Origin of the sequence: Streptomyces sp. NPDC012794 (genome assembly GCF_042901085.1) — a bacterium.
Taxonomy (GTDB): Bacteria; Actinomycetota; Actinomycetes; order Streptomycetales; family Streptomycetaceae; genus Streptomyces.
Map to the genome: position 1 here is coordinate 18,192 of NZ_JBIBCI010000017.1, position 16,832 is coordinate 35,023.

A 16,832-nucleotide genomic window follows, 5' to 3' on the forward strand; every position below is an offset into this window, starting at 1 on the left:
CACCGGCCGCCCGGCCCGTCATTCTCGTGGCGGGCGCATCCGGAAGTCGTACTCCGGCGGCAGCGGCCGGTCCGTCAGGGCGGCCCACACCTCGGACAGGGTCTCCTCGCCCTCCCGCAGGTCGGCGATCTCGAAGCCGTCCTCGAAGACGCGCCGGGCCGCCCCGACGTGGCCCTCGGCCGCCAGCAGCCGGGCGGCGAGCAGCCGGAAGCGGCCCTGCTCGCGCAGCGACGGGCACAACCGGTCCCAGACGGCCCGCGCCGCCGCGAGGCGTCCGGCGCCGAGCAGGGCGGTCATGGCCTCCCGTCCCAGCGCGGCCTCGGCGGCCGTCCAGGCCCCGCCGCCCCGGCTCTCCCCCGCCAGGCCCTCGAAGGCCGCCGCGTACCGGTCGGCGGCCCGCTCCACGTTCCCGGCCAGGGCGTCGGCCGCCGCCAGACAGCGCAGCAGCGGCCAGCGCGAGGGCGCCTGCGCCAGCCCGCGCTCCCAGCTGCGTACCGCCTGGGCCACGTCACCGGCGTGCCACTGGGCCACCCCGAGGTGGTACTCGGTCAGCGGGTCCGCCGGGGCGGTCTCCAGCATGTCGCGCCAGTGCGGGGCCACCAGGCCGGGACCGGGCGGGGCGGCCGCGCGCGGCGCCGGGAGGACGCCGGTGCGCCACAGCTCCAGCCACGGCTGCTGGTCCTCCTCCAGGGTGGACTCCGGGAAGGGGGTGCCGGGCAGGTCGAAGCCCCCGCACAGCACCTCCAGCGCGCCCCAGCCCGAGCCGTCCGCCAGCCGCTCCCCCGGTTCGGTGTCGGCCTGCCCGCGCCACGCCTTGTGCGCCGCGTCCAGGGCCCCGGCCGGCAGGGCGGCGTCGAGCGCCGCGGACGCGGCCCCGCGCGCCGCCGTCCAGTCGGCGCCGTGCACCGCCGAGGGCTCCGCCGACAGCGGCCCGTACGCCTCCAGCCAGCTGACCTCCGCGCCGGCCTCCAGCCGTACGTGCTCCAGCTGGGTCCGTGCCAGCCCGGCCTGGATCTCGGCGTAGCCGCCCGTGCCGGGCACCGTCAGCCACTCCTGCCAGCGCCGGCCGCCCGGTCCCGCGCCCCACACGAACAGCTTGCGCCCGCGCAGCCGTGCGGTGGAGGCCTGCACCAGGCCGTGCCCGTCGGCGTCGAGGGAGGCGATCCAGGGGCGGTCCGCGTCCTCCGCCAGGACCTCGTAGAAGAAATCGGCGGGGTAGGTGCTGTTCAGCGGGTACGTACGGTCGGCGTCCTGCCAGTGCGGCACGGGGACGCGGCGCAGCGTGCGCTCGTAGCCGAAGTGCCAGGCCTCCTCGGCGGGGGCCAGGACGCGGGTGCCGGCGTCCTCGGGGACGGCGGTGTTCGACCACCAGTAGAGGGGGGCGGGCCGTTCGTGCGGATTGCGCACGCGGACGCCGACGTACAGGAAGTCCGAGTCCGCCGGCAGCCACAGGTCCACCTGGAAGGGCAGGTCGCGCAGCCGCTCCCACTCCCACAGCCGCACCATCACGCCCCCGTCGGGCGCCGGCACGAGCGCGGCGTGCAGCGGGGCGCAGGACAGGGCGGTGTGTCCGGTGGCGCCGATGTTCCATTCCACGCCGCCGGAATACCAGGCTCCGTTGAGCGCGAAGTGGGCCGGCTGGAACACCGGGTTGCGGTAGAGGAGTTCGCGCCCGGTGGGGAGGTGGACGAGGGAGTGGATCCGGCCGCCGAGGCCGGGCAGGACGGTCACCCGCAGCCGCCCGTTCTCGATGACGACCGCCTCGAACTCCCGCTCCTCGCGCCGCCGTCCGTATCCGTCGCGGAGCCGGACGGGGAGCAGGGAGCGCAGCGGTTCGTAGCCGATCTGCCGCGCCATGTCGCGCGGCAGCCCGTGGCGCGAGCGCTCGTCCAGTTCGTGTACCCCGTCGGGGGCGCGCAGCACGGGGAGCGGGTTGTCGGGGCCCAAGGGGGCGGCGGGGAGGGTCAGCTGGGCACGTCGGACTGTGGTGGCCATGGGGGAATGGAACACTCGCGTGCGGCCCCGTGCACAGGGGTTCCGCACATCACCACCGGTCAGGATTACGCAAAGGCCCGCGCGGCCGGGTCGTCGGGGCGGCCGGAGCCCGCCCGAGGCGGAAGCGGGCCGGAGGCCGGGCGGGGTGGGAGGCCCGGCGGCATCGCGGCACGGCCCCGCCTCGCCGGCGCAGCCCCCGCCCCACCGGAGCGGCCCCCGGCGCCGCCCTCACCCCGCCGGCGCCGTCAATGCCCAGCGTTCGTGGTCGCGCCAGGCGCCGTCGACGTACAGGAACTCCGGGGAGAGGCCCTCCAGGCGGAAGCCCCGGCCCCGGACCAGGCCGATGGACGCGTCGTTGCCCGGCTGGATGTTCGCCTCCAGGCGGTGCAGGCCGAGACCCGCCCCCGGCTCGGCGAAGGCGTGCGCCAGCAGCAGGTCGAAGCCCTCGCCGAACAGTCCGCGCCCCGCGGCGTGCGCGAAGGCCCCGTAGCCGAGCGCCCCGCACTGGAAGGCTCCGCGGACGATGTTGTTGACGTTGACGAAGCCGGCGGCGGCCCCGGTGGCGAGCTCGCAGACGAGGAACCCGGCCCGGCTCCCGTCGCCGCCGGTCAGCCGGGCCGCGTACGGCCCGTACTCCTCTGGGGTCCGCGGCGGGAACAGCCAAGGCCGGTGCAGCGCACGGCTCTCCCGCGCACGGGCCGTGAACTCGGGGCCGTCGGCGGGCGACAGGGGCCGCAGGCCGACCCGCCGGCCCGTGCGGACGTACTCGGTGGAATAAGGCATCGCCCCAGGTTAAGCACTGTGACAGCATCCCGGAGTGACCATCATCCCGAGCACCGGCGGGCTGCTGCGCGCGGCCGCCCGCAACAACGCCGAGTGGTGCGCGGCCGTTTCCCGCGCCGGCCACTTCCGCGACTCCCTCTGGTGCAGCCCGAGGCGTACCCCGCCGCTCTACCCCGACGCCGTCACCCTCGCCCCCGACGCCACGGCCGCCGACGTGCTGGCCGGTGTCGACACCGCCGCCCCCGGCTGCTCGGTGAAGGACAGCTTCGCCGCGCTCGACCTGGCGCCGGCCGGCTTCGAGGTGCTGTTCGAGGCCCAGTGGATCCACCGCCCGGCGGGAGCCGCCGTTCCCGAGGCGGCGCGGGGCGGCCGGCTGGAGTGGGACGAGGTGGAGAGCCCTGCGGAGCTGTCGGCCTGGGAGGCCGCCTGGGACGGCGAGGGGAGCACGGGCCTGTTCCACGAGGGGCTGCTGCGGGAGGGGATCGTCTTCCTCGCGGGCCGCGACCGGGCCCGGATCACCGCCGGGGCCGTCGTCAGCACCGGCGGCGGGGCCGTCGGCGTCTCCAACGTGTTCGCCCACGACGACGCGGACACCGGCGCCGCCTGGGCTGCCGCCCTCGACGCGGCCGCCCGCCACCGGCCGGAACTGCCGGTCGTGGGCTACGAGCACGGCGAGGGCCTCGACACGGCCGTACGCGCCGGGTTCACCCCACTCGGCCAGCTGCGGGTCTGGCTGCACACCGCCTAGGCGTATCCGTTCGCCTCTCGTATACGCTTCCGGGCGATGACGTACCAACAGCCCGATGGCACCTGGGACTCGACCCTGTCGGCCCGGGAGTTCGCCGCGGTCACCGGCGTCGGGTTCGAACCGGTCGGGCAGGTGATGGGCACGGCCGTCTTCCACCTGGGCGACACCGGTGCCTGGGGATGTCCCGGCGCGTGGACGGCTGCCGGCGGCCCCTCGGGGCCGTCCTCGCCCTCGAGCCCCTCCCTGGCGCCGCTGACGAGGGCCGTCTCCGCGGCGCGCAGGCTGGCGCTGAGCCGCGCGGTGGCCGAATGCCGCGCGCTGGGCGGCGACGGGATCGTCGCGGTACGGCTGGTGTCGCGCGAACACCGGGGCGAGGCAACGGAGTTCACCGTCATCGGCACCGCCGTCCGGGCGCGCTCCCGCGTCCGCCCGCGGCAGCCCTTCACCTCGCACCTCGGCGGACAGGACCTCGCCCGGCTGCTGCACGGCGGCTGGGTCCCCACCGGCCTCGCGTTCGGCGTTTCACTCGCGATCCGGCACGACGACTGGCGCGCCTCCCGGCTGGCCGGCCGCCGGTTCGTGGGGAACCAGGAGGTCGACGGCTACACCCGGCTGACCGACCACGTCCGCCAGGACGCCCGTGCCCGCCTCGCCCTCGACGCCCGCAAGCACGGCGGTGGCGCCGGCGACGGGGTCGTCGTGGACGAAGTCGGCCTCCGGCTGCGGAGGACCGAGTGCCTGGGCTCCGAGGGCGGGAGCGCGCGGGACGTCATCGCGGAAGCCGTCTTCGTCGGCACTTCCATCACCCGGTTCGGCCGGTCACGGCGGCCCGCCGCGGCAGGGCCGCCGACCATCATGAGACTGGAGCGCGAGCACTGACATGACCGGGCAGAACACGACCGGAGGAACGGAACGGATACCGGACGGGCGAGACCTGTCCGAGGACGCGATGCGGCGCCTGGCGCAGCTCCGGCCGGACGACGACAGCGGCCCCATGTTCACCTCGGACCTCACGGTGAACGAGTTCCTGCTGGTGCGGGAGGCCGGCTTCCGCCCCCTCGGCCTGGTCCTCGGCTGCTCCGTCTACCACGTCGGCTTCCAGGCCGGCCGCTGGTCGAAGAACCAGGAGCTGACCAAGCTGTCCCAGGCCATGTACGACGCCCGCGAGCTCGCGATGAGCCGGATGGAGGCCGAGGCGAGCGCGCTGGGGGCGGACGGGGTCGTCGGCGTCCGGCTGGACATCGAGTTCAAGGAATTCGGTTCGGACCTCGCCGAGTTCATCGCGGTGGGCACGGCCGTCAAGGCGGCGGGCGCCGACCCGGGGCCGGCCGGCACCTGGCTCAACAACAAGGGCAAGCCGTTCACCTCGGACCTCTCCGGCCAGGAGTTCTGGACGCTGGTCCGCGCCGGGTACGCCCCGCTGGACCTGGTCATGGGTTCCTGCGTCTACCACGTGGCGCACCAGGGCTTCGTGCAGGCGCTGGGCAACACGGGTCGCAACGTCGAGATCGAGCCGTTCACCCAGGCCCTCTACGACGCCCGCGAGCTGGCGATGAGCCGGATGCGGGCGGAGGGCGAGGCCCTGGGGGCCGAGGGGATCGTGGCGGTGCGGCTGAAGCAGCACTCGCACGGCTGGGGGTCGCACACCACCGAATTCTTCGCCGTCGGGACGGCGGTGCGGCCGCTGCGCGAGGACCACGTCATCGACCGGCCGGCCATGGTGCTGGGCCTCGATGACTGACGGGAAGGGGACGGCCCCGGTGGACGTGGGACTGCTGGCCGCGGCGCTGCGCCGGGACAGCGCCGACCTGGAACTCTATGCCGGCGTACTGTCGGCGAGCCTCGCCGACTCGCTGCCGCCCGGCACCGTCCGGGTCAGCCGCAGGCGTTCCGTGGCGCGGCGGCTGGCGGGGCGGGAGGGGCCGGTCGAGGGACTGGACGTCGTGCTCGGGGAGCAGCGGCTGACCCTGCGCACGGACCAGGGCCGGACCATCGGCGAGGTCTGCCACGAGGTGCGGGGGATCGTCCTCTCGCGGCGTCCGGTGGGCCTGGACGAGTGGATCGGCGCCCTGGCCGGGGCCCTGGCGGACGCCGCGGCCTCGAACGCCCGCGCCCGGGAAGCCCTCGAACGGTTCCTGTCCTAGGCCGTTCCCGCACTCACTCCGTACGCAGCTCCAGCCGGGGCACGTCGTCGCGCTCGATGCCGAAGACCTGCGCGTACAGCGACAGCTCCGCCTCCAGGGCCCGCACCATCGTGTCCGCGCGGCGGAAGCCGTGGCCCTCGCCCTCGAAGGTGAGGTACGCGTGCGGGACCGCCGGCTCGCGGCCGCGCAGGGCGGCCAGCAGGCGTTCGGCCTGCGCGGGCGGGCAGACGGGGTCGTCCAGCCCCTGGAGCAGGATGAAGGGGGCGGTGATGCGGTCGGCGCGGGCCACCGGGGAGCGTTCCCGGCAGCGGACCGCCAGGGTGCCCGGCGGTCCCGCCAGGCCGTCGGCGTAGTGGGACTCCAGGTCGTGGGTCTCGGCGGCGAAGCCCCGCAGGTCGAGCACCGGGTAGATGACCGCCGCGCAGGCGTACAGGTCGGTGGCGGCCAGGGAGGCCGCCGCCGTCCAGCCGCCCGCGCTGCCGCCGCGGATCGCGAGCCGGGCGGGGTCGGCGGTGCCCTCAGCGGCCAGTGCCCGCGCCACGGCCGCGCAGTCCTCCACGTCCACCACGCCCCACTGTTCGCGCAGCCGCTCGCGGTAGGCGCGGCCGTAGCCGGTGGACCCGCCGTAGTTGACCTCGACGACGCCGATCCCGCGTGAGGTGAAGTAGGCGATGTGCAGGTCGAGTACGGGCGGCACGTGGTCGGTGGGGCCGCCGTGCGCCCACACCACGTACGGGGGCAGCTCGTCGGCGGGCGGCCGCAGGAAGGGGTGGTGCGGCGGGTAGACGTGGGCGTGGATGTCCCGGCCGCCGGGGCCGGGGAAGGTGCGGCTCTGCGGCTCCGGGTAGTACGCCGGGTCCACCGGGTCGGCCGCGCGGGCTCCGACGACCCGGGCGTGGCCGGTGGCGGTGTCCAGCTCGACGACCTCGTAGGCGCTGCGCGGGCTGGCGGCGACCCCGTAGACGCGGGTGCCGCTGACGGCCAGGGCCGGCTGCCAGGCCGTCCAGGGCCCGGCCGCGTCGACGAGGTCGCCGGTGCCGGGGTCGAGGACGCCGAGCACCGGGGCGCCCAGCCCGTGCAGGACGGCCACCGGCCCTTCGGGCAGCGGGGCCAGCCAGCTGAGCCCCGGCTTCCACAGCGGGCCGCCGAACTCCTCCTCGCGGGGGCACAGGTTGACCGCCTCCCCGCTGTCGGGGTCCACCCGGTACGGGTTCCACCAGCCGCTGCGGTCGCTCACCGCGAGCAGGGTCCCGTCGGCCGCCCACGCCACCTGGGCCACGGCTTCGGCCGGCCCGCCCAGCACGGTGCGGGGCGTGCCGAGCGTGCCGTCGGGGCGTACCGCGGCCAGCTGGAGTTCCGTGCCGTCCCAGGGCATCCGGGGGTGGTCCCACACCAGCCAGGCCGCGCTGCGCCCGTCGGGGGAGAGCTTCGGCCCGGTGCGGAAGCGGTGCCGGTCGTCGGTGAGCTCCCGTACGGCGGCCCGGTCCCCGGCGGCGGAGCCGTCCAGCGGGACGGCGGCCGCCACCCGCCGTACGTCGGTGGGGGCGGGGCCGGTGAACTCCTCCAGTACGCACCAGACCTCGCCGCCGCGCAGCACCGGGTCGGCCCAGCGCAGCCCGCCGCCGACCGCCGGGACGGGGGTGAGCGGGCGCGGCCGGGGGGTGCCGGGCGCGTCGGGTTCGTACGCGTACAGCCGCTGGTCGGCGTGGTGGACGAAGACCACCAGCGGGCCGCCTTCGGCGCGTTCGGTGCCCGCCCAGGGCAGGCCGCCGTACTCGGTGAGGCGGCTGCGCACGTTCCACGGCGCGGGCAGCACCGACCGGGGAGCCGCGCCGTCGGCGGGCCGGCGCACCAGGGTGCGGCGGCCGCCCTCCGCGGGGCGGGGCTCGGTCCACCACACCTCGGCCCCGACGGTGCCCACGTACTCGGGCCGGCCGTCGTGCGCGGCGGCGTGCGCGGCGGCGATCGGGGAGGGCCAGCTGCCGTAGGGGCCCGCGACGCCGGCCGCCGCCCTCACCGGGGCCCCATCACAGGGCCCGCAGTGCGCGGTCGAGGACGCGGACCCCGAAGTGCAGGGCGTCGACGGGGACGCGTTCGTCCACGCCGTGGAAGAGGGACCAGTAGTCGAAGCCCGGCGGCAGCTTGAGCGGGGAGTAGCCGTAGCCGGTGATGCCGAGCCGGGAGAACTGCTTGGCGTCGGTGCCGCCGGCCATGCAGAAGGGGACCACGTGCCCGTCGGGGTCGAAGTGTTCGACGCACTCGCGCAGGACCGCGTACGTCCGCCCGTCGACCGGGGCCTGGAGGGCCACCTCGCGGTGCTCGAACTCCCAGTGCACGCCGGGGCCGGTGAGCTCGTCGAGGGTGGCGGTGAACTCCGCCTCGCCGCCGGGCACCGTGCGTCCGTCGACGTGGGCGGTGGCGTGGCCCGGGATGACGTTGATCTTGTAACCGGCGCTGAACATCGTGGGGTTGGAGCTGTTGCGGATGGTCGGCGCGACGAGGGCGGCGGCCGGGCCGAGCTTGCCGAGGAGTTCGTCGAGGTCGGTGCCCGGGGCGCGCGGGTCGACGGTGAGGCCCTGGAGGGCGGCGAGTTCGGTGATGCAGGCGGTGACGGTGTCGGTGAGGCGGACCGGCCAGTCGTGGGCGCCGATGCGGGCCACGGCGGCGGCGAGCCGGCTGACGGCGTTGTCCCGGTTGGGCTTGGAGCCGTGTCCGGCGGTGCCGTGGGCGGTCAGCTTGAGCCAGGCGGTGCCGCGTTCGCCCGCGGCGATCGGGTAGAGGGCCTGGCCGGGCCGGGGGTGCACGGTGAAGGCCCCGGACTCGCCGAGGCCCTCCGTACAGCCTTCGAAGAGGTGCGGGTGCTCGTCGGCGAGGTAGCCGGACCCGTCGACCGCGCTGTCCTCCTCGTCGGCGGTGAAGGCGATGACGACGTCCCGGCGCGGCCTCACCCCCCGGCGCGCCCAGGCGCGTACGACGGCCAGCACCATCGCGTCCATGTTCTTCATGTCGACGGCCCCGCGGCCCCAGACCACCCCGTCGCGGACCTCTCCGGAGAAGGGGGCGACGCTCCAGTCGGCGGCCTCGGCGGGGACCACGTCCAGGTGTCCGTGGACGAGGAGGGCGGGCGCGGAGGGGTCGGTGCCCTCGATCCGGGCCACCACGTTGGTGCGGCCCGGGGTGCGTTCCAGCAGTACGGGTTCCAGTCCGGCCCCGGCGAGGCGCTCGGCGGCGTACTCGGCGGCGGGCCGCTCCCGGCAGTCGCCGCCGCCGCGGTTGCTGGTGTCGATCCGGATGAGGCCGGAGGTGAACTCGACCACCTCGTCGAGGGCGGCGGCGTCGAGGCCGCCGCCGGGACCGCCGTCCCGCGGTGCCGTTCCTCCGTGTTCCGCGTGGGCGACCTCCCGGGGGGCGCCTTCCACCCGCTGCATGTCAGCCATACTGCTCCTCCACGGCCGCCGAGACGACCGTCGTGACCGCTTTGAAGGTCCGGATCCCCTCGTACATCGTCCCGCTGGTGTAAGCGACCCTGCGCTCCGCGGAGCGTTCGACGCCCGGGACGACGGTCGCGGCCATCGACAGGTGTTCGGCGTCGAACTCCACCTCCACCGCGAAGGGGCCGCCGCGCACCGGCTCGTGCCGGACCGCGAGCTTGACCGCCTCGGTGGCGGCGGCGCGGATGTCCGCGGCGGTGCGGGCCGGGGTGCGGCAGACGGCCGCGTAGCGCGAGACGTGGTCCTTGACGGCGACGGTACGGGCGTCCGGGGCGTATCCGGCGGCGTCGGCGCAGGTGAGGTCGTCCCCGGTGACCAGGATGACGGGGACCCCGTACTCGGCGACGACGTGGGCGTTGAGGACGCCCTCGCTCGCGCGCAGGCCGTTCAGCCAGACGCCGGTGATGGAGTTGGCGAGGTAGGTGTGGGCGAGGACCCCTTCGCTGCCGGCGCCGGTGTGGTAGCCGACGAAGGCGATGCCGTCGACGTCGCCGTGCTGGACCCCCTCGACCATGGAGAGGGACTTGTGGCGGCCGGTGATCATCTCGGCGCGGGCGTCGAGCTTCTCCAGGAGGAGGTTGCGCATGGTCCAGTGGGCCTCGTTGACGAGGACCCGGTCGGCGCCGCCGTCGTAGAAGCCGAGCACGGCGGCGTTGACGTCGGAGGTGAACATGCCCCGGCAACGCTCCCATTGGGGGGTCCCGGGCAGCACGTCGGCGGGCCAGGTGACGCCCGTGGCGCCTTCCATGTCGGCGGAGACGAGGATCTTCAACGGGCCCCCCGGTGGGTCGGGTCGCGGAGCCCCACCCTAGCCCCCCGGCGCCCCGCGGGCCCTGGGCCACGCCCGGGCTGGGCGGTGGCGGGCGCCGGTTCGGGGGCGGCTCGCGGCGGGCGGGAATTCCACCCGAACCGGTGAGCCGTCCCCGGGGGTTGTGCCGTCGCCGGCCCCGGCCCGCGCCGGGTCCCGCCGGTCAGCCCTTGACTTCCTCGGCGAGGTTTTCGAGCACGGTGTCGTAGATGCGGCCGAGGCCCTTGGGGGCGAAGGTGCGCTCGAAGAAGCCGCCGATGCCGCCGGCGCCGTTCCACACGGTGCTGACCACGGCCCGGGAGCGGCCCTCGCCGGCGGGGGTGACGGTCCAGGTGGTGACCATGGAGGAGTTGCGGTCCTTCTCCACGAGCTGGCCGTCCGTGGGCTCGGTGACCTCGAGCAGGCAGTCCCGGACGCGCTTGCTGGTGGCCTGGAGCTTCCAGTGGACGAGGGTGCCCTCGCCGTCGCCGCCCTCGCGCACCTCGTACTCGCTGAAGTGCTCGGGGAGCAGCTTGCCCCGGGTGCCGGTGTAGTCGGCCAGCGCGTCGAACACGGTGTCCGCGTCGGCCTCGATGATGCGCTCCGTGGTGGCCTCGACCTGCGCCATACCTGTTCCTCCAGCAGTTGGGATCGTGCGTCGCGGCAAGCCAACCACCTCCGGGGCGGCCGCCCAAATCCGGGGGCGGCGTCCCGCCCGGCCGTACGGGCCCCCGTCCCGGATCCGGGCCCGGCCTCCGCCCCCGCCGCCTCCCGGGCGAAGCCTCCCGCACGATCATGGGAACGTTTGTTCTATTCTCGGGAGCCCGTCACCGAGGAGGCATCATGCGCTGGGAGAATCTGACCGGGACACCGGGCAGCGGTCCGGCGGCCCTGTTCGGGGCCGGCTCCGTCGTCACCCGCACCTTCGACACCCCCGAGTTCCGCGGGATCACCTTCCACGAGGTGCGGGCGCGCTCGGTCCTCAACCGGGTGCCCGGCGCCTCGCGGATGCCGTTCGAATGGACGGTCAACCCCTACCGCGGCTGCAGTCACGCCTGCGTCTACTGTTTCGCCCGCAAGACCCACGGCTACCTCGACCTGGACACCGGGACCGGCTTCGACTCCCAGATCGTCGTCAAGGTCAACGCCCCGGAGCTGCTGCGCCGCGAGCTGGCCGCGCCGCGCTGGACCGGCGCGCACGTCGCGATGGGCACCAACGTCGACTGCTACCAGCGCGCCGAGGGCCGCTACCGGCTGATGCCCGGGATCATCGGGGCGCTGCGCGAGCGCGCCAACCCCTTCTCCATCCTCACCAAGGGCACGCTGATCCTGCGCGACCTCCCCCTGCTGCGGCAGGCCGCCGAGGTCACCGAGGTCGGCGTCTGCGTCTCCGTCGGGTTCACCGACACCGGCCTGTGGCGGACCGTGGAGCCCGGCACCCCCTCCCCGGCCGCCCGGCTGGCCGCCGTACGGGCCCTGACCGACGCCGGGCTGGAGTGCGGGGTGCTGATGGCGCCGGTGATCCCCTTCCTGGGCGACTCCCCCGAGCAGCTGCGGGCGACCGTCCGGGCGATCGCCGCGTCGGGGGCGACGTCCGTGACACCCCTGGTACTCCATCTGCGGCCCGGAGCGCGCGAGTGGTTCACCGCCTGGCTCGGCCGGCACCACCCGCACCTGACCGGACGGTACGAACGGATGTACGCGGGCGGGTCGTACGCCCCCACCTGGTACCAGCGCCGGATCACCCGCCAAGTGCACGAGCTCGCCGCCGAATTCGGCATCGGCCCCGCCCGGCGCGGGGCGGCACGGGCCGTCGCCGCCCGGGAGCGGACGGCCGGCCCGGCCCCCGCCGGACCGACGCAGCTGACGCTGATGTGAGCGCGCCGCGCACCCGCGCCGTGACCCGGACGCCCCCCGACGGGTCATCACATCGGGCCAATGAGCGGCCCAATCCCGTCTTCCCGCCAGGGTTTCCGGGACGATTCCGCCCAGAACCCTCGGCTGGGAGGCCCCATGCTCCACCCCTCGAAGCTGCGCCCCGCGAAGAAGCGCGCCGCCGTCCTGCTGGCGATCTCCACCGTCGCCGCCGCCCTCGCGGCCCCCGTCACCGCCGCGGCGCCCGCCGCCGCGCCCGCCCCGGCGGCCGCCGCCGGGCTGACCTGGACCGGCTGCGCGACCCCCCGTTACCCGACCCTGCAGTGCGCCTCCCTCAAGGTCCCGCTCGACCACGGGCAGCCCGCCGGGCGGCAGATCTCCCTGGCCCTGACCCGCGTCCCGCACACCGCGGCCACCTCCCAGGGGCCGCTGCTGGTGAACCCCGGCGGCCCGGGCGGCAGCGGCCGCGCCCTGGCCGGGTTCGTCGCCTCCGCCCTGCCCAAGGACGTCGCCGCCCAGTACGACGTGATCGGCTTCGATCCGCGGGGCGTGGGCAAGAGCGAGCCCGCGCTGGACTGCGGGCCCGGCCACTTCGCACCGGTACGGCCGGACTCCGTGCCCAGGGACGGGGCGACCGAGCGGGCCAACCTGGTGCGGGTGCGCTCCTTCGCGGTGTCCTGCCAGGAGAAGCACGCGGACGTGCTCCCGCACGTCGGCACCGTCTCCGCGGCCCGCGACATCGAGGTGCTGCGCACCGCCCTGGGCGCGGCGAAGCTCAGCTACTTCGGCTACTCCTACGGCACCTACCTGGGCGCCGTGTACGCCAAGCTGCACCCGGAGCGGGTGCACCGGCTGGTGCTGGACTCCGTGGTCGACCCGGGGGGCGTCTGGTACGAGGACAACCTCGCGCAGGACCTGGCCTTCGACGCCCGCCACAAGGCGTTCCTGGCCTGGGTGGCCCAGTACGACTCCACGTACCACCTGGGCACCGACCCGGCCCGGGTCGAGGCGCGCTGGTACGAGATGCGGGACGCGCTGCGCACCGCCCCGGCGGGCGGGAAGGTGGGCCCGGCCGAGCTGGAGGACACGTACATGCCGGGCGGTTACTACAACGGCTACTGGCCGTCGCTGGCCGAGGCCTTCGCGGCGTACGCGGTGAAGCGGGACGCCAAGCCGCTGGTGGCGGCGTACGAGCGGCTGGGCGCGGTGGACCCGGCGGCGGGCAACAGCTACAGCGTGTACACGGCGGTGCAGTGCCGGGACTCGGCCTGGCCGAGGGACTGGAACCGCTGGCGGGCCGACATGTGGCGCACGCACGCGAAGGCGCCCTTCATGACCTGGAACAACGCCTGGTACAACGCACCGTGCGCGTTCTGGCCGGCGCAGCCGCTCCAGGCCACGGACGTGACGAACACCGAGCTGCCCCAGGCGCTGCTGTTCCAGGCGACGGAGGACGCGGCCACCCCCTACGAGGGTGCGGTGAGCATGCGGGACAAGCTGGCGGGCTCGGCGCTGGTGGTGGAGGAGGGCGGTGGCAACCACGGCATCGCCCTGAGCGGCAACAAGTGCCTCGACGAGAAGCTGGCGGCGTACCTGAGGACGGGCCGGGCGGCGGACGCGACGTGCCCGGCGCCGCCGGCCCCGAAGCCGACCACGGCGACGCGCGCGGTGCCGCCCTCGGCGGGCGGTGCGGCCCTCCACGGCCTGCTGGGCTTCCGCGGCTGACACCTGGCGGGCAAGATCGTCCGCATGACCTCGTTCGAGCAGAGCAGCAACAGTGGCAACAGCGGCAGCGGCCACCTCACCCGTGTCGCCGCGCCCGAGGGCATCAGCCCCGGCACCGGGTACAGCCACGTCGTCTGGGGCACCGGGCGGTTCGTGGCCGTCTCGGGGCAGTGCGCCTTCGACGAGAAGGGCGAGGTGGTCGGTGAGGGCGACCCCGCCGCGCAGGCGCGGCAGGTGTTCGAGAACCTGCGGCGGTGCCTGGCGGCGGCGGGGGCGGGCTTCGAGGACGTGGTGAAGCTGACGTACTTCGTCACGGACGTGGCCCACCTGCCGGCGGTCCGGGCGGCCCGGGACGAGGTCATCGCCCCGGACCGGCTGCCGGCCTCCTCGGCGGTCCAGGTCGCCGCCCTGTTCCGCCCGGAGCTCCTGCTGGAGGTCGAGGCCTTCGCCGTGGTGCCGGCGGCCGGGTAGGTCCCTCCGTGTGACCTACGCGTCCGGGTGCCGGACCGTCAGCCGGTTCAGGGCGTCCGTCGCCGCCAGGGCGAGCCGGGGGTGGGCCTGGGCGCGGACCAGGACGTCGCGGGCCCGGGCGTCGGCCAGGGTGCCCAGACCCTCGACGCAGGCCAGGGCCACCCGCCAGTACGGGTCGTGCGGGGCGAGCAGCCGCGACAGGGTCTTGATCAGGGCCGGGGCCGACTCGGGAGCCCGCAGCGCGGTGAGCAGCCTGACCGGGTGCAGGGCGTAGGCCGTGCGCAGGGAGTTTGTCGCCAGGGCGGCCGCCGCGCGGGCGGTGCGCGGGTCCCCGAGGACGCCGAGCGCCTGCGCGGCGGCGGCGCAGCGGGCCGGGTCCCGGTGGTTGAGGAGCAGGACCAGGGGCTCGAAGGCCCGCCGGTCGCCGCCCATCCCCAGTCGGTAGGCGGCCAGTTCGCGGGCCCACAGGGGCAGCCCGGCGGAGGTCAGGGAGGCGGCCAGCGCGTCCGGCTCCGCCGCGCACAGTTCCGCGTACGCCGCCGATCCGCCGGCCTCCGCCCGCAGGCGTTCCAGGACGTCGTTCACGCCGCCACCCTAGGGGTACGCGGGCCCCGGCAGGCCGCCTTCCGCGGACCTCGTTGATCGATGATCGATGATCGGTACATTTGGGCGGTACAGGTCACATCTCCGCGCTCTGGCGGACCAGTTACCACCGGGTTAATGTCACTCCACACGTACGGAGCCGGCCTGGTGACGCAGCCGCCCCGTACCAGTCGGTTCGTCCGCTCGTCCGTTCCACCGCTACGGCTGGACCCCGGGACAGGGTTCCGCCGTTCCGCCCGCCGCGCCCCTTCTCCCTCTCCGGGCGCACCGCCGGGCGTGCTCCGCACGGCTCTTCCGTACGGCATCCGCGCGCGCTGTGCGCCGCGCGCTCCCCAGTCGTCACCCTCTTCCACTGGAGTCCCGCGATGGACCTTCCGTCCACGTCCAGTCATTCCTCCCTCCGCACCGTCGCCGTCGTCGGCCTCGGCACGATGGGCACCGGCATCGCCGAGGTCCTCGCCCGGGCCGGCCGCGAGGTCATCGGCATCGACGTCAGCGAGGCCGCCACCCGCCGCGCCGCCGGGTCCCTCGCGGCCGCCACGGCCCGCTCGGTGGCCAAGCAGAAGCTCACCGAGGAGGAGCGCGAGGCGGTCCTGGCCCGCTTCCGCGCCTTCACGGACCTCGGGGCGGCCGCCGAGGCCGACCTCGTCATCGAGGTGGTCCCCGAGGACTACGACCTCAAGCGCCGCGTGATCGGCGAGCTCGATGCGATCGTCCGGCCGGACGCCGTGCTGGCCACCGGCACCAACGCGCTGTCGGTGACCCGGCTCGCCGCCGAGTCCCTGCACCCCGAGCGGGTGCTCGGCATGCACTTCTTCAACCCGGCCCCGGCGATGAAGCTCGTCGAGATCGTCTCCAGCGTGCTGACCGCGCCGACCGCCGTGGAGGCCGTCACCGGGCTGGCGCTGGAGCTCGGCAAGCAGCCCGTCGCGGTCGGCGACCGGCCGGGCTTCGTCGCCGACGGCCTGCTCTTCGGCTACCTCAACCAGGCCGCCGCGATGTACGAGGCCAAGTACGCCTCCCGCGAGGACATCGACGCGGCGATGAAGCTCGGCTGCGGTCTGCCGATGGGCCCGCTCGCCCTGCTCGACCTGGTCGGCGTCGACACCGCGCGCACCGTGCTGGAGGCCATGTACGCCTCCTCCGGCGACCGGCTGCACGCCCCGGCGCCGATCCTGGGCCAGCTCGTCGAGGCGGGCCTGACCGGGCAGAAGGCCGGGCGCGGCTTCTACACGTACGAGGCTCCGGGCAGCCCGGTGGTCGTCCGCGACCTGCAGACCCCGCTGGACGGGTCCCTGCTCGGCGCGGGCCGTCCGGTCTCCTCGGTCGGCGTCGCGGGCTCCGGGACCATGGCGAGCGGCATCGCCCAGGTCTTCGCCCAGGCCGGCTACGACGTGGTGCTGGCCGCCCGCAGCGAGGAGAAGGCCGGGGCCGCGAAGGCCGCGATCGGGAAGTCCCTGGACCGTGCGGTGTCCAGGGGCCGCCTGACCGAGGAGGCCGCGGCGCGGACCCTGGAGCGGATCACCCCGGCCGGGTCGCTGGAGGCCTTCGCCGACGTGGACCTGGCGGTCGAGGCGGTCGCCGAGGACCTGGAGGTCAAGCAGCAGCTCTTCGCGGGCCTGGACAAGGTCTGCAAGCCCGGTGCGGTGCTGGCCACCACTACTTCCTCGCTGCCGGTGATCGCCGTCGCGCGGGCCACCTCGCGTCCGCAGGACGTGATCGGCATGCACTTCTTCAACCCGGCGCCGGCCATGAAGCTGGTCGAGGTGGTCCGGACCGTCCTGACCGCCGACGACGTGCACGCCACGGTCCGCGAGGTCTGCGCCAAGGTGCGCAAGCACCCGGTGGACTGCGGGGACCGGGCCGGCTTCATCGTGAACGCGCTGCTGTTCCCGTACTTGAACAACGCGATCAAGATGGTCGAGCAGCACTATGCGGGAATCGACGACATCGACGCCGCGATGAAGCTGGGCGGCGGCTACCCGATGGGGCCCTTCGAGCTCCTCGACGTGGTCGGCCTGGACGTGTCGCTCGCCATCGAGAAGGTCCTCCACCAGGAGTTCCGCGACCCGGGCCTGGCGCCGTCGCCGCTGCTGGAGCACCTGGTGGCGGCGGGCTGCCTGGGACGGAAGACCGGCCGCGGATTCCGTGAGTACGCCCGCCGGTAACCCCCGGCCGGGCCCTGAGCAGGATGCGTGGGGAGGGCTGCT

Annotated in this window: 15 protein-coding genes; 8 read left to right on the forward strand and 7 right to left on the reverse strand. The window is 75.0% G+C overall.

Annotated elements, in window-relative coordinates:
- Positions 1–18 precede the first annotated feature (18 nt).
- Positions 19–1,995 (reverse strand): DUF5107 domain-containing protein, encoded by a 1,977-nt coding sequence (locus ACFY7H_RS26620; protein ID WP_388942632.1) that lies wholly within the window; start codon positions 1,993–1,995, stop codon positions 19–21.
- Positions 1,996–2,223: 228 nt separating this feature from the next.
- On the reverse strand, positions 2,224–2,778 hold the full coding sequence (locus ACFY7H_RS26625) for a GNAT family N-acetyltransferase (protein WP_388942635.1): 555 nt from the start codon (positions 2,776–2,778) through the stop codon (positions 2,224–2,226).
- A 34-nt stretch (positions 2,779–2,812) separates the two neighbouring features.
- Here ACFY7H_RS26625 and ACFY7H_RS26630 point away from each other — a divergent pair, with 34 nt between their 5' ends.
- The 4 genes from ACFY7H_RS26630 to ACFY7H_RS26645 are packed head-to-tail and all read left to right on the forward strand — an operon-like array spanning position 2,813 to position 5,670.
- The gene (locus ACFY7H_RS26630) at positions 2,813–3,526 is read left to right on the forward strand and encodes a hypothetical protein (protein WP_388942638.1); all 714 of its coding nucleotides are present in this window, start codon (positions 2,813–2,815) and stop codon (positions 3,524–3,526) included.
- Between the two features lie 36 nt (positions 3,527–3,562).
- A complete protein-coding gene (locus tag ACFY7H_RS26635; protein WP_388942641.1) occupies positions 3,563–4,405 on the forward strand; it encodes a heavy metal-binding domain-containing protein in 843 nt (280 codons plus the stop codon).
- A gap of 1 nt (position 4,406) precedes the next feature.
- Complete coding sequence (locus tag ACFY7H_RS26640; RefSeq protein ID WP_388942643.1) at positions 4,407–5,267, forward strand: heavy metal-binding domain-containing protein; 861 nt, start codon at positions 4,407–4,409, stop codon at positions 5,265–5,267.
- A complete protein-coding gene (locus tag ACFY7H_RS26645) occupies positions 5,260–5,670 on the forward strand; it encodes a hypothetical protein (protein ID WP_388942645.1) in 411 nt (136 codons plus the stop codon). Before ACFY7H_RS26640 ends, ACFY7H_RS26645 begins: the two co-directional genes overlap by 8 nt.
- Before the next feature lie 13 nt (positions 5,671–5,683).
- Here the strand turns inward: ACFY7H_RS26645 and ACFY7H_RS26650 are convergent, their stop codons facing one another.
- The 4 genes from ACFY7H_RS26650 to ACFY7H_RS26665 all read right to left on the reverse strand — a co-directional run bounded on the left by ACFY7H_RS26650 (position 5,684) and on the right by ACFY7H_RS26665 (position 10,576).
- Complete coding sequence (locus ACFY7H_RS26650) at positions 5,684–7,687, reverse strand: prolyl oligopeptidase family serine peptidase (RefSeq protein WP_388942648.1); 2,004 nt, start codon at positions 7,685–7,687, stop codon at positions 5,684–5,686.
- Positions 7,688–7,697: 10 nt separating this feature from the next.
- Positions 7,698–9,098, reverse strand: a complete 1,401-nt coding sequence (locus ACFY7H_RS26655; protein ID WP_388942936.1) for a M20/M25/M40 family metallo-hydrolase — start codon at positions 9,096–9,098, stop codon at positions 7,698–7,700.
- A 1-nt stretch (position 9,099) separates the two neighbouring features.
- Positions 9,100–9,933: a M55 family metallopeptidase gene (locus tag ACFY7H_RS26660; protein ID WP_388942651.1), complete on the reverse strand. Its 834-nt coding sequence runs from the start codon at positions 9,931–9,933 to the stop codon at positions 9,100–9,102.
- Between the two features lie 199 nt (positions 9,934–10,132).
- Complete coding sequence (locus ACFY7H_RS26665) at positions 10,133–10,576, reverse strand: SRPBCC family protein (RefSeq protein WP_388942654.1); 444 nt, start codon at positions 10,574–10,576, stop codon at positions 10,133–10,135.
- Positions 10,577–10,791: 215 nt separating this feature from the next.
- Between ACFY7H_RS26665 and ACFY7H_RS26670 the strand changes: the two genes are divergently transcribed.
- The 3 genes from ACFY7H_RS26670 (at position 10,792) to ACFY7H_RS26680 (ending at position 14,019) form a co-directional block, all read left to right on the forward strand.
- Entirely contained in the window at positions 10,792–11,826 is a 1,035-nt protein-coding gene (locus ACFY7H_RS26670; RefSeq protein ID WP_388942657.1) for an Rv2578c family radical SAM protein, read from the forward strand.
- A gap of 135 nt (positions 11,827–11,961) precedes the next feature.
- Complete coding sequence (locus tag ACFY7H_RS26675; RefSeq protein WP_388942660.1) at positions 11,962–13,548, forward strand: alpha/beta hydrolase; 1,587 nt, start codon at positions 11,962–11,964, stop codon at positions 13,546–13,548.
- A 24-nt stretch (positions 13,549–13,572) separates the two neighbouring features.
- On the forward strand, positions 13,573–14,019 hold the full coding sequence (locus tag ACFY7H_RS26680; protein WP_388942663.1) for a RidA family protein: 447 nt from the start codon (positions 13,573–13,575) through the stop codon (positions 14,017–14,019).
- A gap of 15 nt (positions 14,020–14,034) precedes the next feature.
- Here the strand turns inward: ACFY7H_RS26680 and ACFY7H_RS26685 are convergent, their stop codons facing one another.
- A complete protein-coding gene (locus ACFY7H_RS26685; protein ID WP_388942666.1) occupies positions 14,035–14,604 on the reverse strand; it encodes a HEAT repeat domain-containing protein in 570 nt (189 codons plus the stop codon).
- A gap of 383 nt (positions 14,605–14,987) precedes the next feature.
- Between ACFY7H_RS26685 and ACFY7H_RS26690 the strand changes: the two genes are divergently transcribed.
- Positions 14,988–16,790, forward strand: coding sequence for a 3-hydroxyacyl-CoA dehydrogenase family protein (locus ACFY7H_RS26690; protein WP_388942668.1), 1,803 nt, complete (start codon positions 14,988–14,990; stop codon positions 16,788–16,790).
- Positions 16,791–16,832 lie beyond the last annotated feature (42 nt).

What these genes read in the sequence shown, in the direction of transcription:
- ACFY7H_RS26690 (WP_388942668.1), top strand. Translation starts at nt 14,988, where the DNA reads ATGGACCTTCCGTCCACGTCCAGTCATTCCTCCCTCCGCACCGTCGCC.
- ACFY7H_RS26645 (WP_388942645.1), top strand. Translation starts at nt 5,260, where the DNA reads ATGACTGACGGGAAGGGGACGGCCCCGGTGGACGTGGGACTGCTGGCC.
- ACFY7H_RS26620 (WP_388942632.1), bottom strand. Translation starts at nt 1,995, where the DNA reads ATGGCCACCACAGTCCGACGTGCCCAGCTGACCCTCCCCGCCGCCCCC.
- ACFY7H_RS26625 (WP_388942635.1), bottom strand. Translation starts at nt 2,778, where the DNA reads ATGCCTTATTCCACCGAGTACGTCCGCACGGGCCGGCGGGTCGGCCTG.
- ACFY7H_RS26640 (WP_388942643.1), top strand. Translation starts at nt 4,407, where the DNA reads ATGACCGGGCAGAACACGACCGGAGGAACGGAACGGATACCGGACGGG.
- ACFY7H_RS26670 (WP_388942657.1), top strand. Translation starts at nt 10,792, where the DNA reads ATGCGCTGGGAGAATCTGACCGGGACACCGGGCAGCGGTCCGGCGGCC.
- ACFY7H_RS26680 (WP_388942663.1), top strand. Translation starts at nt 13,573, where the DNA reads ATGACCTCGTTCGAGCAGAGCAGCAACAGTGGCAACAGCGGCAGCGGC.
- ACFY7H_RS26655 (WP_388942936.1), bottom strand. Translation starts at nt 9,098, where the DNA reads ATGCAGCGGGTGGAAGGCGCCCCCCGGGAGGTCGCCCACGCGGAACAC.
- ACFY7H_RS26635 (WP_388942641.1), top strand. Translation starts at nt 3,563, where the DNA reads ATGACGTACCAACAGCCCGATGGCACCTGGGACTCGACCCTGTCGGCC.
- ACFY7H_RS26665 (WP_388942654.1), bottom strand. Translation starts at nt 10,576, where the DNA reads ATGGCGCAGGTCGAGGCCACCACGGAGCGCATCATCGAGGCCGACGCG.
- ACFY7H_RS26675 (WP_388942660.1), top strand. Translation starts at nt 11,962, where the DNA reads ATGCTCCACCCCTCGAAGCTGCGCCCCGCGAAGAAGCGCGCCGCCGTC.